The organism is Pseudenhygromyxa sp. WMMC2535 (assembly GCF_011083025.2).
Genome location: NZ_JABJWV010000001.1, coordinates 5,373,177 through 5,387,650, shown reverse-complemented (window position 1 = coordinate 5,387,650; position 14,474 = coordinate 5,373,177). Strand labels below are relative to the sequence as shown.

10 protein-coding genes are annotated in these 14,474 nt (G+C 71.9%); 6 read left to right on the top strand and 4 right to left on the bottom strand.

The annotated features are described in order from the left end of the window. Positions 1–12 precede the first annotated feature (12 nt). A complete protein-coding gene (locus G6O69_RS21220; RefSeq protein WP_172305328.1) occupies positions 13–2,277 on the top strand; it encodes a M1 family metallopeptidase in 2,265 nt (754 codons plus the stop codon). 17 nt (positions 2,278–2,294) lie between these two features. Then, positions 2,295–3,173, top strand: a complete 879-nt coding sequence (locus G6O69_RS21215; RefSeq protein WP_172305327.1) for a hypothetical protein — start codon at positions 2,295–2,297, stop codon at positions 3,171–3,173. Between the two features lie 158 nt (positions 3,174–3,331). Here G6O69_RS21215 and G6O69_RS21210 read toward each other — a convergent pair whose 3' ends face one another. The 4 genes from G6O69_RS21210 to G6O69_RS21195 all read right to left on the bottom strand — a co-directional run bounded on the left by G6O69_RS21210 (position 3,332) and on the right by G6O69_RS21195 (position 9,709). Then, complete coding sequence (locus G6O69_RS21210) at positions 3,332–4,414, bottom strand: multiheme c-type cytochrome (RefSeq protein WP_172305326.1); 1,083 nt, start codon at positions 4,412–4,414, stop codon at positions 3,332–3,334. Between the two features lie 101 nt (positions 4,415–4,515). Beyond that, a complete protein-coding gene (locus tag G6O69_RS21205; RefSeq protein ID WP_172305325.1) occupies positions 4,516–6,795 on the bottom strand; it encodes a hypothetical protein in 2,280 nt (759 codons plus the stop codon). Between the two features lie 114 nt (positions 6,796–6,909). Beyond that, a complete protein-coding gene (gene wecB, locus G6O69_RS21200) occupies positions 6,910–8,070 on the bottom strand; it encodes a UDP-N-acetylglucosamine 2-epimerase (non-hydrolyzing) (RefSeq protein WP_172305324.1) in 1,161 nt (386 codons plus the stop codon). Positions 8,071–8,110: 40 nt separating this feature from the next. Next, positions 8,111–9,709 (bottom strand): radical SAM protein, encoded by a 1,599-nt coding sequence (locus G6O69_RS21195; protein ID WP_172305323.1) that lies wholly within the window; start codon positions 9,707–9,709, stop codon positions 8,111–8,113. A 253-nt stretch (positions 9,710–9,962) separates the two neighbouring features. On the opposite strand from G6O69_RS21195, the gene G6O69_RS21190 reads away from it, so the two are divergent. Genes G6O69_RS21190 through G6O69_RS21175 form a run of 4 tightly spaced genes read left to right on the top strand, consistent with a single transcriptional unit; the run spans position 9,963 to position 14,460 of the window. Next, positions 9,963–10,607, top strand: coding sequence for a 4Fe-4S single cluster domain-containing protein (locus G6O69_RS21190; protein WP_172305322.1), 645 nt, complete (start codon positions 9,963–9,965; stop codon positions 10,605–10,607). After that, positions 10,604–11,761 (top strand): hypothetical protein, encoded by a 1,158-nt coding sequence (locus tag G6O69_RS21185; RefSeq protein ID WP_172305321.1) that lies wholly within the window; start codon positions 10,604–10,606, stop codon positions 11,759–11,761. The genes G6O69_RS21190 and G6O69_RS21185 overlap by 4 nt, the downstream gene beginning before the upstream one ends. Then, positions 11,758–12,324 carry a hypothetical protein gene (locus G6O69_RS21180; RefSeq protein WP_172305320.1) on the top strand — a complete coding sequence of 189 codons (567 nt, stop codon included), beginning with the start codon at positions 11,758–11,760 and terminating at the stop codon, positions 12,322–12,324. The genes G6O69_RS21185 and G6O69_RS21180 overlap by 4 nt, the downstream gene beginning before the upstream one ends. A 6-nt stretch (positions 12,325–12,330) precedes the next feature. After that, positions 12,331–14,460 (top strand): AAA family ATPase, encoded by a 2,130-nt coding sequence (locus G6O69_RS21175; RefSeq protein ID WP_172305319.1) that lies wholly within the window; start codon positions 12,331–12,333, stop codon positions 14,458–14,460. Positions 14,461–14,474: the final 14 nt, after the last annotated feature.

Genomic DNA, 14,474 nt, shown 5'->3' with positions numbered 1-14,474 from the left:
CATCCCGAGCCGATGCACGCGCGACCCTGGGCGAGCCTGGCGCTGGCGTCCCTCTTTTGGGCCAGCCTCGCAGCCTGCGACGACGACGGCGCCGACGCCCCGCCCGTCGAAGCGCCCCCCGAGCCCGAGCAGGGCCTGCGCCCGGCGCAGCAGCGCGGCGTCGTCCCCGAGGACGCCCGGGTCGTCGACACCCGCATCACGGCGCGCCTCGACGAGCGCGCCCACGAGATTCATGGCCAGCTGCGCGTGCTGTGGCGCAACCGGACCCAGCGCAGCGTCGAGACCCTGCCCTTTCACCTCTACATGAACGGCTTCCGAGCCGAGGACACCGCGTGGATGGCCGAGGCCCGGGGTGAGCACCGCGGGCGGAAGATCGCCCGCGACGGCTGGGGCTTCATCGAGGTCTCGCGGGTCGGCCTGCTCGCCCACGAAGGCAGCGAGGCGAGCGCCAGCATCGACCTCGAGCACGACCCAGGCGGAGGCGCCAAGGCCTTGGCCCTGGCCTTCGCCGAGGACGCGGATCCGAGCACGATGACCGTGACCCTCGACGCCCCCGTGGGTCCTGGCGAAGCCGTGCTCCTCGAGCTCGACTTTCGCACCCACCTGCCCCGGGTGTTCGCGCGCACGGGCTACGCCGGCAGCTTCCACATGGCCGGGCAGTGGTTCCCCAAGCTCGGCGTGCTCGAAGACGAGGCTGGCTGGCAAGCCCACACCTTTGGGCTCTACTCCGAATTCTACGCCGACTTCGGCGACTACGAGGTCGTCCTCGACGTGCCCGCGGACTACACCGTCGGCGCCACGGGGGTGCGCGTGGGCGAGACCGCCAGCGAGGACGGGGCCCGCAAGCAGCTGCGCTACCGCGCGCAGATGGTCCACGACTTCGCCTGGGCCGCCGACCCCAACTTCGTCGAGCGCTGGGGCGAGTACGAGGGCATCCGCATCCGCCAGCTCCTCCAGCCCGATCACCTCGACAGCGCCCAGGCCCACCTCGACGCCCAGCTCGCCGCCCTCGCCAGCATGGAGGCCCGCTTTGGGCCCTACCCCTGGTCGACGATCACCATCGTCCACCCGCCCGCGTCCGCCAAGGGCGCCCAGGGCATGGAGTACCCGACCCTGTACACCACCTCGGATGTCGCCGAGAGCGACTGGATCCCCGAGGCCGTGCTCCGCGAGCGCCTGACCGGGGTCTTCACCACGATCCACGAGTACGGTCACCAGTACTTCCAGGGGCTGTTCGCGTCCAACGAGCACGCCCAGCCCTGGCTCGACGAGGGCATGAACACGGCCGCCAATCAGCTGGTCTACTGGGACGCCTACGGCGAGGACCCGTGGACGCTCGAGCTCCTCGGCCTGCCCTTCACCACCAAGGATCTGCTCAGCCTGTCCATGCTCCAGGCCGAGCGCGACACCATCGATCAGCCCGCCAGCAGCTGGGATCCCCTCGTCGAGTCCTATGGCGTCGACACCTATCAAAAGACCGCGGCGCTGATGCTCACGCTGCGCGAGCTCGTCGGCCGCGAGCCCTGGGATCGCGCCATGGCCCGCTACGCCGAGCAGGCTCGCTTTCGCCACCCCACGGGCGCGCAGCTCGAGGGCATCTTGGTCGACGAGATCGGCGGCGAGGACGGGCGCTTCGTCGTGGCCGCGGCCGGACCGTGGCAGCCCGAAGCTGTCGCGCTCGACGTTCAGGCGCTCCTCGACCAGGGCCTGCGCGAGGCCAGCGTGGCCGACTACCGCCTGCTCGCGGTCGGCAACCGCCGGCGCCTCGGCGACGCCGGCTGGCACCGGATCGAGGCCAGCGCCGCCGACGGAGCCGAGCAGCTCGAGGCCCTCGCCATGCCCGCCATGCCCTGGCCGTTCTCGACCTCCGCCAAGAGCGAGCCGCCCCCCGGCCTCGCGCTGACCCCCACGCCCGGCAACTGGGGGCGCAGCCCCGCCAAGCTCCCCGAGGAAGCCGTCGAGGGCTACGTGATCGTCCAGCGCCGCTCGAGCTTGCGCTTGCCCGTGGAGGTCCTCGTCGAATTCACCGACGGCGAGACCGTCACCGTGGCCTGGGATGGCCAGGCCGCGCACCACCGCTTCGACTTCCCTGGCCGCCGCGTACGCCGGGCGAGCCTCGATCCCGACTACCGCCTGCTCCTCGATCCCCGCCGCCTCGACAACGCGGCCGCGGCCCAAAACAGCGGTGAGGACCAGCCCGACGACGCCCTGGCCACCTGGGTGGGGGACATCGCCGAGGCCGCCGACCTCGCGGCCCTCGGCGCCCTGGGCATCTAAACCTCCGCCTGCGACCCATGCTCAGCACGACCAGCGCCAGCGACTCGGGCACCACCGAACACCCCGCCCGGCTCCTCCCCGCCCTCGGCCGAGTCCTGCGCGCGCCAGTCTTGGTCCTCGTGCTGTGGCTGCTCCAGCTGTTCGTCGCCAAGCTCATGGCCCTGGCCCCGCGCGTGGCCGCGTCCGCGTCCATGGGGCCCTGGCGGTGGTTCGTCGACGACCACCGCCTGCGCGCCATCGCCGAGCTCTTCGCCGACAACCCGGGCGTGGTCGCCTCCTTGGCGTTCAACACCCTGGCCAGCGCGATCCTGGCGGTCGTGTTTTGGCTCGTGGCCGCGCCGGCGCTGATCGTCCGCCTCAGCGGAGATCGAGCGCAGCGAGGGCCGAGCGCGCTGATCGGCGCGTGCGGGCGCCAGCTCGGGCCGATGATCACCCAGAGCGCCTACGGCCTGCTCTTTCGCGGGCTGTGGACCGGCCTGGCGCTGATCCCCCTGACCTTCCTCGGACCTTGGGCCGTGCCCCTCGCCGTGGTCATCGCCAGCTTCCCCGTGCTGGTCCTCGATCGCGCCCGAGTCGCCGTCGTCCTCGAGGGCGCCCGGCCCTACCACCCCATGACCTTCCTGCGCGCCGTCGGCCAGATCGCTCGGCGGCCGCGCTGGTGGCTGGGCGGCGCGGTGATCGACACCCTCAAGATCGGGATCGGCGTCGCCGCCCTGGGCCTGGTGATCAGCGCCAAGCTCGACGGCTCGGCGGGGCTGTGGATCGCCCGCGGCGCGGGGCTCGTCGCCGTGCTCGCGGGGATGTGGCGAATTGCCGTCGCCGTCGAGGCCTCGCCCGCGGGGCACCAGGCCCAGCAGCCGCGGCCAGACTCCCCCGAGGCCGACGCGGCGAGCTAGGAGCCCGTGGTGGAACCCAGCGCGGCTCCTCGCGCCGGGATTTTCGTCGAGGGCGCGAAGCCAAAACGCCGCTGTACCGGGCGTACTGCAAGTTTTGGCGACAAAGCCCTCGGCGAAAAGACCAAGCGAGGTGTCGTGTTGGGTTTCACCACGGGCTCCTAGTGTGCGCGGCAGAGGACCCCGCCCGCGAGCTCGCGCTCGTCCCAGACCTCGGCGCGATGTGGCGCGCCCGGAGACGACTCCAGGACCCGCTGATAGAGCACCCGCCAGCGCAACTCGACGCCACGCAGCGCGTCGGGCACGACCACCTGCACCTCGGCGAGGTCCCCCGCGTCGACGCGGTCATCGCCGACCTCGATCTTCACGGTCGCCCCCGAGCGCATGCGCTGCATCGCAAAGCGGCGGGCGAGGTAGCGCTCCTCGGACCAGCCCGGGCCCTCGACGCGGACGGCGAGGCGCCGAAAGAGGTCCCCAGTCGGGAAGTCGTGGCCGAGCGCCCGCGGGCGCAGCTCCACGGACACGCGCTCGGCCCCGGACTCCAACTCGACGCGCGCGGCCGAGATCGTCGCCGCGGCCGCGAACATCCGCGGCTCGTCGACCACGCGAAAGTCGTGGCTGCGGTGCACGGCTCCGCCCACGCCGACCGTCGGCGGCATGTGGCAGCCCTGACAGGGCTCGTGGCGCCGGGGCGAGCGCGCGTGCTCGCTGATCGTGCGCTGCATCAGCAGGCCCACCCCCTCGCGTCCCCTGCTCGGGAACGCGAACTCGTGGCAGCCGGCGCAGGCCTGGCTCGTCGCAAAGCCCGGCTCGCGGCGCAGGGCGTGGGGCATGCTCGGCTCATCGACGCCCGGCCCGGCGAGCAGCCCGTCCTCGCCGGGGATCAGGTGACAGCCCACGCAGCCGACCCCGAGCGCCGCACGGCGCGGATCCGCCTCGGCGCGCGGGTCCGCCTCGGGCACGTGGCAGCCGCGACAAAAGGCCGGCTTGGACTCGCGGGAGAGGGCCTCCTGGAACATCGGATCGTCGTGGGAGGCGTGGTGCAGCGAGCGCGACCACTCTTCGGCGATGTCGGCGTGACAGGTCTCGCAGCCCGCCTGGCTGGTCAGGCGATCGTCATCCCGCTCGGCCGTGGTCGGGCCGGGCATCGTCGCCGCGCGGCGCGAGCGAGCCTCGGCCACGCCCATGCCCAGCTCGACGCCCGGCTCCTGCGCGGCGCCAAAATCGAAGCGCAGGCCGAGCAAACCGGCGAGACACAGCGCGCTCAGTCCGAGCGAGACCCCGCAGCGCCGATATCGATCACATCCCCCCACAGCCAGCTCCTCGCCCGCCTACTTCTCCCCGGTCACGGCGACTCGCGCTCGGCGAGGATCCGTTCGTAGTCCGCCCTCGAGATCTGCAGCTCCTCGAGCGCCTCACCTGCAAAAAAGGCCTCCGCCAGCCCTGGCCGCACGAGCGCCTCGCTGACCTCATCCTCGGTCATGGGCACGATCCCCGGCTCGCCCAGCACCCGATAGCGCAGCGCCGTCCCGGCGTCGCGAGGCACGGGCCCTTCGTAACAGCCATCATCGAGGCGCACCCAGGGCTGACGCGTCTCTCGGTTCCAGCCATAGTCGAGCATGCGCAGATCCACCAGGCGGACGATCCGCTGGTCGCCGAGCATGAGCCACCGCCACGAGGGGTCCAAGCCCTCGGTGCCGACCTCCAGGTAGCGATCGGGGAGCCGGTAGAGCACCTTGCCGTTCGCAGGATCGATGGCGTACTTGGGGCGCTGGATGCCAGTGAAGAGCGCCGCCCCGTCCTGACGCCAGGCGACGTCGGAGGCCGGGTGGATCGAGAAGCTCGCGCTGCGCTCCTTGGTGGCCAGCGACCACAGCTCGAGCGTCTCCCCAAACACTCCCGCCAGGGTCTGGCCGTCGGGGCTGATCCCAACCAACCCGTCTGGCTCGGGCAGCGAGAGCGCCACCTCTCCCGTGCTCGGCGTGACCAGCTCGAGCTCACCTTGCATGGTGTTCAACCCCAGCACGCCGTGCGCCTCGCCGAGGGCGACCTGGGCGAAGTTGGCGACCCCCGCGCGGGTGTAGCCGATCGCGCCGCTGCGGGGATCGACGACCATCAGGCGCCCGTCCGGGGAGAGGATCGCCAGCGCCCCGGAGCGCAGCCAGCGAAACTCCGAGTTGGGGTCGACGGCGAAGTTGTGGAGCACCTGGCCAGGTCGCCCATCTCGCCCGAGGACCCCGGGCTCGACCACCGCCAGACCCTGGCCACAGTCAGCGAGCACCAGCTCGGCCCGCGGCCCCGCCTCGACGCGCTCGCAGCCAGCCAGGGGCAGGAGTTGGCTGTGACAGGCCTCGCCGATGCACCCGTGGTACTCGGCCAGCGCCAGGCCTGCGTGCGCCGACAACAGCTCGACATGGGCCGCGTCGAGCTCATCGGGCCTCCAGCCCCCGAAGATCTCCACCCGCGGCTCCGCGGTCATGGCCACCCAGCCGCAGGTCTCCTTCCAGTCGGCCCCGATCTCGACGTAAGTCCCCAGCCAGGTCGTGGCCACATCGCTGCGCCACCGGCCCTCGCGCTGCTCCTCCCAGGCCCCGTCGGACTCCGGGCTCCACTCGCCCAAGCTGCGCTGTGTCGACGCCGCCCCCGTCGCCACGGCCACCAAGGAGCCGCCCCCATTGACCCGCGGATCCGGGCTCTCCTCGACCACGAAGACCCAGCGCAGCTTTGGGTCACGTCGAAATTCGACGACGCTCGCGCTGGTGTAGACCCGCGGCTCGGAGATCAGCTCCCCGCCCTCGGGCCAGCGGTAGAGCGAGATGAAGCCACCGTCGACCGTGCTCTCCCCCTCCTCGTCCTGCTCGTAGCCGACCTCGCAAGCCCACGCGGCCCCTCTGATCTCACTACAGAGCAGCTCGGTTTTGCCCGTCAGCGCGACGACGATCCCCTCGTCGTTCCAGGCCACCCACATGTCGCGGAGATCGTCCACGTCCCCCACCACCGGCAAGAGCGCCCGATCCAGGCGCTCCCCCGCGTCCGCGTCCCAGATCTCGACGGCCAGCGGATCGGTCGTCAGCGCGACCAGCCGCCGGCCATCGGGCGCCCAGTCCACGCCCATGAGCCACCCCAAGGCCAGCGAGAGCGTGCCCAGCTCGGTCTCCCCCGCGGCGTCGAGGATCCAGATCTCGTCGCCGGCTGCGTCGGCGAGCCGCCCCTCGCTGCCCCCTCTCACCGGGGGGGGGAGGTCGTCGTCGTCCACGACCTCCCACAGCTCACAGGGCGTATCCTCGTCGGGCCTGACCCTGCTGACGTCGACCAGCGCGCCGCTGTCGAGATCCCATTGGGCACAGCAGAAGAGCTCCTTCCCGCACAGCGCCTCGGTCTCGATCTCCGCGGCGATGCGCCGCGAGTCCGGCGAGAACACCCACTCGTCCGGGTGCGGCGGCGTCATCTGCGGGACGGGCAGCAAGGTCAGCGACTCCCCCTCGTCGGGCTGCTCCTCGCTTTCCTCGTCTTTGTTCCCGGCGCTCTCTGAGCCGGGGTCCGCGGGCGAGACGCTCTGATCGCGCTTGCACGCCCCCACGAGGAGAAGCGCGAAGACTGGAGTGCACAGCCAGGTATGTCGCATGCCCGGGAGTCTACTCCCGCCGCCCGAGGACTTCAGCCGTCGCCCCCGCCCCTGCGAGCCAAGCTCTGGCCCCCCCGCGCCGAACGACCGAGCGCTGCCTCGGTGCACCGCGCGTCAAAGCGCGAGCGCGTCGGCGATGCGCACCGCCGCACGACCGTCACCAAAGATCTCGCGCCCCTCGCCCGTCCCCATCCTCGGCTCGGCGTCGAGGATCCGCGCCGCCGCGGCGAGGATCAGCTCGGGGTCGTGGCCCACGACCCGGCTGTCGCCCGCGGCCACGGACTCGGGACGATCGCTGCGCGGGCGCACGATCAGCGCCGGCACACCCAAGGTCGCGGCCTCCTCCTGCACGCCGCCGCTGTCGGTGATCACCAAGGCGGCGCGGCGCAGCAGGCCGACGAAGTCCAGCGGATCCAGGGCCGGGATCCGCCGCACGGCGCTGCCAACGAGGGCAGCGTCGACGGCCGCGCGGATGTCCGGGTTCGGGTGGATCGGCATGAGCAGCTCGACGCCACCCAGGGCCGCGACCTCGCGCAGCGCCGCGCAGATGTCCTCGAGCGGCCCATCGATCTGCTCGCGGCGGTGGACCGTGGCCACGACCAGGCGCCGCGGTGGCTGCCCGGCGTTGGCGGAGCCGAGCGCGTCGATCGAGACGCCGTGGGCGGCGAGGCGCTCGTCGAGCGCGCGCCTGGCCGCGGGCGCCTGGGCCTCGCGCTCGAGCCAGCGCAGGGCGTCGACGCCGGTGTTGCCGGTGACCTGCACCCGCTCGGGGGGATGGCCCTCGCGCAGCAGGTTCTGGCGCGCGCTCTCGGTGGGCGCGAACAGCCAGCGCGCCAGCTGGTCGACCATGCGCCGGTGCTGCTCCTCGGGGAAGGGCGCGAAGGGGTCTCCGCTGCGCAGCCCAGCCTCGACGTGGGCTACGGGCACCCGGGCGTAGTAGGCCGCCAGCGCCCCCGCGAGGGTGCTGGTGGTGTCGCCCTGGACCACGACGACGTCGGGCCGAAAGTCGGCGATCACCGGGCCGAGGGCGGTGATCGTGCGGGCGAGGAGCGCGGCGGGATCCTGGCCGGGGCGCATCAGATCCAGATCGCAGTCGGGCACCAGGCCAAAAGCACGCAGAGCGTCGTCGAGCAGCTCGCGGTGCTGGCCGGTGGCGCACAGCCGGACCTGGAAGCTGGACCGTCGGGCAGCGAGCTCGCGGACCAGCGGCGCGAGCTTGATCGCCTCCGGTCGGGTGCCGAGCACACACAAGACCTTGCGGGGGGAGGTGGGCATCCTTGAGGTATTTCGGACTGGGGCTGGGTTCAGGCCGGGGTCAGGCCGGGCTCGACTCGCGGCTCGAGCGGGCGCGAACCGTGAACTGGCTCAGCTTGGTGCTGAGGAACTTGTCCATCACGCTCTCTTGACGGCCGGCGAGGACCCGGCGCGCGACGTGGACGAGGCGCTGGGGGCGTCGAGCATACGCCAGGGCGTAGAAGCTGAGCAAAAAGCCCATCTGCAGGGCCGCGAGCTGCTCCGCGCTCCAGCGCGGGTGCACACTGCGCGTGGCCCCGGCCGAGCGCAATAACGAGCCATAGAAGTAGCGCTCGTCGTGGATGACCACGCCCTGCTCGAGCAGGCGATCATACTCCTCGCTGCCCGGGTAGGGCGCGAAGACCATGACCGCCGCCGTGTCGAGGCCGTCGAGGGCGAGCTGGAGCACCAGGCGGTAGGTCTCGAGCAGCTCCGCGGGGCCCTCGTGCGGGAAGCCGATCACGATGCTCGCGTGGGTCGTGAGCCCGGCCTCGATGGCGGCCGCGAGCGAGGCCCGCAGGCGCGGGAGCTTGACCTTCTTGTGGATGCGCTCGAGGGTCCGCGCCGAGCCGCTCTCGGGCGCGTAGCAGAAGTTGCGGACCCCCGCGCGGTACAGCCAGGCCGCCGCCTCGGCGTCGACGGCCTCGGAGCGCGTCCCGCTGGGCAGCTGCACGCTGACCGCCAGCCCGCGATCGATCATCGCCTTGGCGAACTCGATCATCCAGTCCTTTGTCAGCATCGCCGTGAGGTCGTTGAGGTCGACGTTGGTGATGCGATAGCGCTCGACGTAGCGGGCGATCTCGTCGACGACCAGAGCCGGGCTGCGCCGCAGGTAGCGGGTCGTCCACATCTGCGGCGAGGAGCAGAAACTACAGCGATAGGGGCAGCCGCGGCTGGTCAGCAGCGGCATCGAGCGCCCGCGATCCACCCCGCCGCTGCGCCGGCGATCGAGGTAGGCGTCGACCGGAAAGAGCGACCAGGCCGGCTCGGGGAGGCTGTCGAGATCCTCGATCCGCGCCCCCAGCCCCGTGCTCCGCGGCGTGCCCGAGGCGTCGCGGTAGGCCACGCCGGGCACGCTCTCGCAGCCGCGCCCCTCGGCCCAGGCCCGCAGCAGCGCGACGATGGTCCGCTCGCCCTCGCCGAGCACACAGCACTCGATCGCCGCGCAGTCGCCGAGCATGTGCGCCCAAAAGGATGTCGCGTTCTCTCCCCCGATGACGATCCGCGCCTTGGGGTAGCGCTGCTTCAGGGCCACGGCGAGGTCGCGCAGCAGCGGCCACTGGTGCAGGAACATGTTGGAGATCCCGATCACCTCGGCCGCGGGATCCACGGCGCCGACGATCTGCGGGATCGTCAGGCCGGTGACCTCGAGCGGACCGGCCTCCGTGTGCCGGGTGATCGAGGTCTCGAAGCCGGCGCCGGTCGCGTCGACGATCTGGATCGGGTGCCCCGCCGCGATCAAAGCCGCCGCGATGTAGGCCAGACCCAGAGGCGGGACGGCGCCGTAGTAGCTGAGGCTGCGCGGCGCCGTGATCGTCGGCAGGTTAATCAGCGTGACCCGGGCATGGTCGCCGCCACCCTCGGGTCGGCGGATCTGGACGAGGTCGACGGGCTGGTTCAACGCGCGCTCCTGGATCCCACGATATCACCGACTCGAGCCGTCCCCATCGCCTCATCTCGGCCACCGAGAGTTCGGTAATGGCGACTTCATCTCACATTTTACGACATCATGCTCGGCCGCCGATGAACAGCGATGAACACCGAGCTTTCGGTGACCAGCACGGCGCGCGATCACCCCGATGCCAGCCCACCGAGATTGCGGTGAGTGCTTGTAGAGCTGCAAATCCGCCCCATCCGGTGCACACTGACGCGAGATGCCCGCCTCCGCGCGCGAGCTCGAGGACGACCGCCAGCTCCCCCTGCGCGTCGGCGTCGAGATCCCCGACACCGACGCCGAGGGCCCCGGGCGGCGCTACGCGGTGTGGGTGCAGGGCTGCCCGATGCGCTGCCCCGGCTGCTGCAACCCGGAGCTGCTGCCCTTCCGCGGCGGGGCCGAGACCACGGCTGGAGATCTCCTCGATCGCATCCTCGCGGCCCGAGCTCGCAGCGCCCAGGCCGGCGCGCCCCTCGAGGGGCTGAGCCTGCTCGGGGGTGAGCCCTTCGCCCAGGCCGAGGGCCTGGCCCCGGTGGCCGAAGCTGCCCGCGCCGCGGGGCTCTCGGTCATGATCTACAGCGGCTTCACCCTCGAGGAGCTGCGCGCCCAGATCGCCGCCGGCACGCCGGGCGTGGCTCGGCTGCTCGCGGCCACGGACCTGCTCTGCGACGGCCGCTACGAGCGCGCGCAGCCCGACGACACCCGGCGGTGGATCGGCTCGAGCAACCAGCGCCTGCACTTCTTGAGCGAGCGCCACCACCCGGCGCAGCCCTGCTTCTCGGCCGGCGAGACCGTCGAGCTGCGCCTGAGCGCCGAGGGCGAGCTGACCATCAACGGCTGGCCGTGGGGGCGAGGGCTGCCATGAGCGCGCGAGCTGGGCAGCCCCCCCGCGTGGCCAAGAGCGAGGCCGAGCTCCTCCACCTCGCGCGAACCGTGGTCGACCACCGTGGCCAGCGCTTCTCCGTGGTCCTCCGCCAGACCCACGTGCCCATCGAGACCATCGGGCCCACGGCCATGGTCCTGCTCCAGCAGACCCTCGCCCGCGGCCTGGGCATGGCGCTGATGCGCGCCGGCGGCTGGCAGCGGCGGCGCAGCCTCGACGCGGCCGGCCTGCCCGCGCGCGGCCGCCTGTGGGAGCGCCACCCAACGCTCCCGCCCCTGCGCCTGTCGGCGGCCAGCTTTCGCCTGCTGACCTGGATGCACGCCGAGAACGTCACCCGGCCCAAGCGCGCCCTCGCCCACGAGCCCAGCGAAGACGGACACGCCGCGAGCATGGCCGACGAGCTCCTGCGCATGCTCGCCGCCGAGCGCATCGTCGAAGCCGGCGGGCGCCTGCGTCAGCCGGCCTTCATGCGCTCGCCCCTGTGCCAGCTCGCCTTCCCCGATCACATGATCGACACCACCCGCGCGTCCGGCCTGCCCGAGATCGACTTTGGCCCGCTGGTCACCGGCGAGGGCGCCGTGCTGCTCGAGGCGATCCAGCCGTGGCTGGCCGCGCGCTGGGTCGAGATGGAGCGGCAAAAAGGCGGCATCGAGGACCTCGACGAGATGATCCAGCTCGGCGGCGCCCAGTCCCAGGTGCTGCGCGGCCTGTTCGCGGCCATCGACGCCGCCGAGCCGGCCCGCCGCGACCTCGCGAGCTTCGTCGCCGAGGCCGGCCAGACCCTGCTGGATCCCAGCGGGCCGCTGGCCGCCCTCCACGCCCAGGATCGTCGCTGGTGGACGCGCAGCCTCGAAATGCGCGCCTCCCTGTCCGCGCGCCAGCGGGCGTTCACGGCTTCCGCCGCGTTCTTGCGGGCCCTCGGTGTGCTCGGTGACTGGCTCACCCAGGCCGGCCTGGTCGCTCACTTCGACGAGGACTACGACGCCGCCCAGCTGCTCTTGTCCGAGTGGCGTTTCTTACACGCCCGCGCGCCCGAGCTCGACGGCGACACCCAACCCGCGAGCCTGCTCGAGCGCGCCCGCACCCTCACCGCGGCCATCGAGTCGCTACACTCCCTTGGAGCCCAGCCATCATGAGCCGCGCCTACCGCATCCGCATCTCCGAGTCGCTTCGTCGCCACGTCACCGTCGACGACGGCATCCAATCGACCCTCGAGATCCTCGACATCCTGCCCCGGGAGCAGACCGCGGCCTTGCTCGCGGCAGAGCTCGCGGCCGCCGGCTTCGAGGAGCGCGAGGACGGCCAGTGGGTGCGCAGCGACGAGGACGGCGTCGAGGTCCGCATCGACCCCGTCGAGGGCACGGTCACCGTGGGCGCCGGGACCAGCGAGGCGCTCGAGCTCGAGCGTGAGCGCGTGGTCTCGGCCTGGGCCGAGAACGACGCCTCGACCCGCGAGCGCGGCAAGGAGGCCCTGCGCGCCGAGCTCGAGGCCGAGGTCGACGAACGCACCAAGGCCCTCCAGGCCGAGGTCACCCGCAAGCTCGAGGGCAAGCTCGGCGACCTGCGCCAGGAGCTCGACCGGATCAGCAACAAGGTCACGGCCGAGGCCCTCAAGCGCAAGGCCGCGTCCATGGGCGAGGTCCAGGAGATCAGCGAAGACCCCGAGAGCGGCTCGCTGACCATTCGCGTGAAGATCTGAGCGCAGATGACTCGCCTCGTCCCCGAAGCCCAACTCCCCGACGAGCTCAGCCCGATGGCCGCCGTCGAGGCCGCCTACCCCGACGCGCTCAGCCGCGCCAGCGCGGCCCTGGTCCGCGGCCTGCCCGTGCTGATCGAGTGCGACAAGGGCCTGGCCAGCTACTTCTACGCCTGCCTGCGCGGCCGCCTGCGTCGCCAGCAGATCCGCTGCAACTACATCGACGGCCGCGGCCAGCCCCAGCCCGGGCAGATGCCCATGGGCCTGGTCCAGACCATGCTCGTCCAGCTGCGCGACGCGGTCCGCGGAGGCACCCACGGCGAGGACGAAGAGCGCCGGGTCATGGTCCTCCCGCACCTCGACCTGCTCACGACCTCGAGCGGGGCGCTGACCTCCGAGGCCCGCGAGGTCGTCGCGCTGCTCTACGAGAACCCCAACATCTTGTGGCTGGGCTTCCGCGACCCCTCGTTTCAGGTCCCGCGGGTGATCGCCAACCTCTTTCAGCACAAGATCGCCCTGGTCGGCGTGGCTCGCGAGCGCCTCGCCCACCTGGTCTGCAAGCGAGAGTCTCGCAAGCTCGGCCGCGAGCAGGGCTTCGATCTCTACAAGCTCTACAAGCGGGTCTCGGGCGTGCACGCCGTGCGCCTGCGCCAGCTGCTCGCCTCGCTCGAGGGCGAGGACTACCCCGAGGATCCCAGCCCCGTGTGGGCGCAGATCCGCGCGGCGACCTTGGAGGGCGAGCTCTCCGTCCCCGAGCTCTCCCTCGACGCGGACATCGGCGGCTACGCCGAGGTCAAGCGCAAGATCCAGGCCGACATCCTCGACATCATCTCGCGCAAGGAGGCCCTCGACGACCCCGCCGAGATCGCCCGCATCGAGGCGCTGATCCCCCGCGGGATGATCTTCTGGGGCCCCCCCGGCACCGGCAAGACGCTCTTCGCCAAGGCCATCGCCTCGGCCCTGGGCGCCGCCGTGCAGATCGTCAACGGCCCCGAGCTCAAGAGCCGCTGGGTCGGCGAGAGCGAGGAGAACCTGCGGCGGATCTTCATCCAGGCCCGGCAGAGCGCCCCCGCGCTGATCGTCTTCGACGAGCTCGACTCCTTCGCCGCCCAGCGCGGGACCTACACCGGCTCCGGGGTCGAGCACTCCATGGTCAACCAGCTGCTCACGGAGATGGACGGCTTTCGCAGCAACGAGATGGTGTTCGTGATCGGCACCACCAACTACGTCGAGTCCATCGACTCGGCGCTGCTCCGCCCCGGTCGCTTCGAATTCCACCTCCACATCCCCTACCCCAAGGCCGAGGACCGCGAAGCGATCCTGAAGATCTACGACGCGCGCCTGGGCCTGCGCATGAGCGCCGCGGCCCTGACCCACGCCGTGCGCCAGACCGGCCACCCGATCGAGGGCAGCGACGCCTACACCGGGCGGTGGAGCGGCGACCACATCCAGGCGCTGTGCCGGGCCATCGCCCGCGACCGCCTGCGCACCGGCCGGGACGACGCCACCGAGATCGAGGACATCGAGCGGGCGCTGACCGCCAACCTCGACCTGCCCAAGCTGACCCCCGACGAGGAGCTCGTCGTCGCCACCCACGAGTGCGGCCACGCCATCGTCGCCCTGCACACCGAGCACTCCCCGGCCATCGACCGGATCTCGATCCGCGGCGACCTGACCGGCGCCCTGGGCTTCGTGCGCTACGCCGACCCGGCCCACAAATACGTGATCACCCACGCCCAGCTCGTCGACGCCATCGCCACATTGTTCGGCGGGCGCGAGGCCGAAGAGGAGCTGCTCGGCCGGCTGACCATCGGCTCGGGCCACGACCTCGAGCGCGCCACCGACATCGCCCGCGCCCTGGTCGAGAGCTACGGCATGAACCCCTCGGGCGCCCTCGAGATCCGCGCCTTCCACGACGACGAGCGCCTGTCCGAGCACACCCGCCACGGCCTCGACGAAGCGATCCGCGCCCTGCTCGAGCGCGAGCGCGCCCGGGCCCGCTCGATCATCGCGGCACACCGCGACGAGCTCGAGGCATTGCGCGATCTGCTGCTGAAGCAAAAGGTCATCGACGCCCAGACCATGCGCAGCCTCGTCCCCGACGCCAAACGCGAGCCCGAGGCTCCCCGCGAGCAGTGAATGCCAGCTGACTC

Coding starts and splice junctions, on each gene's coding strand:
- G6O69_RS21220 (WP_172305328.1), top strand. CDS start 13: ATGCACGCGCGACCCTGGGCGAGCCTGGCGCTGGCGTCCCTCTTTTGG.
- G6O69_RS21215 (WP_172305327.1), top strand. CDS start 2,295: ATGCTCAGCACGACCAGCGCCAGCGACTCGGGCACCACCGAACACCCC.
- G6O69_RS21205 (WP_172305325.1), bottom strand. CDS start 6,795: ATGCGACATACCTGGCTGTGCACTCCAGTCTTCGCGCTTCTCCTCGTG.
- wecB (WP_172305324.1), bottom strand. CDS start 8,070: ATGCCCACCTCCCCCCGCAAGGTCTTGTGTGTGCTCGGCACCCGACCG.
- G6O69_RS21190 (WP_172305322.1), top strand. CDS start 9,963: ATGCCCGCCTCCGCGCGCGAGCTCGAGGACGACCGCCAGCTCCCCCTG.
- G6O69_RS21185 (WP_172305321.1), top strand. CDS start 10,604: ATGAGCGCGCGAGCTGGGCAGCCCCCCCGCGTGGCCAAGAGCGAGGCC.
- G6O69_RS21180 (WP_172305320.1), top strand. CDS start 11,758: ATGAGCCGCGCCTACCGCATCCGCATCTCCGAGTCGCTTCGTCGCCAC.
- G6O69_RS21175 (WP_172305319.1), top strand. CDS start 12,331: ATGACTCGCCTCGTCCCCGAAGCCCAACTCCCCGACGAGCTCAGCCCG.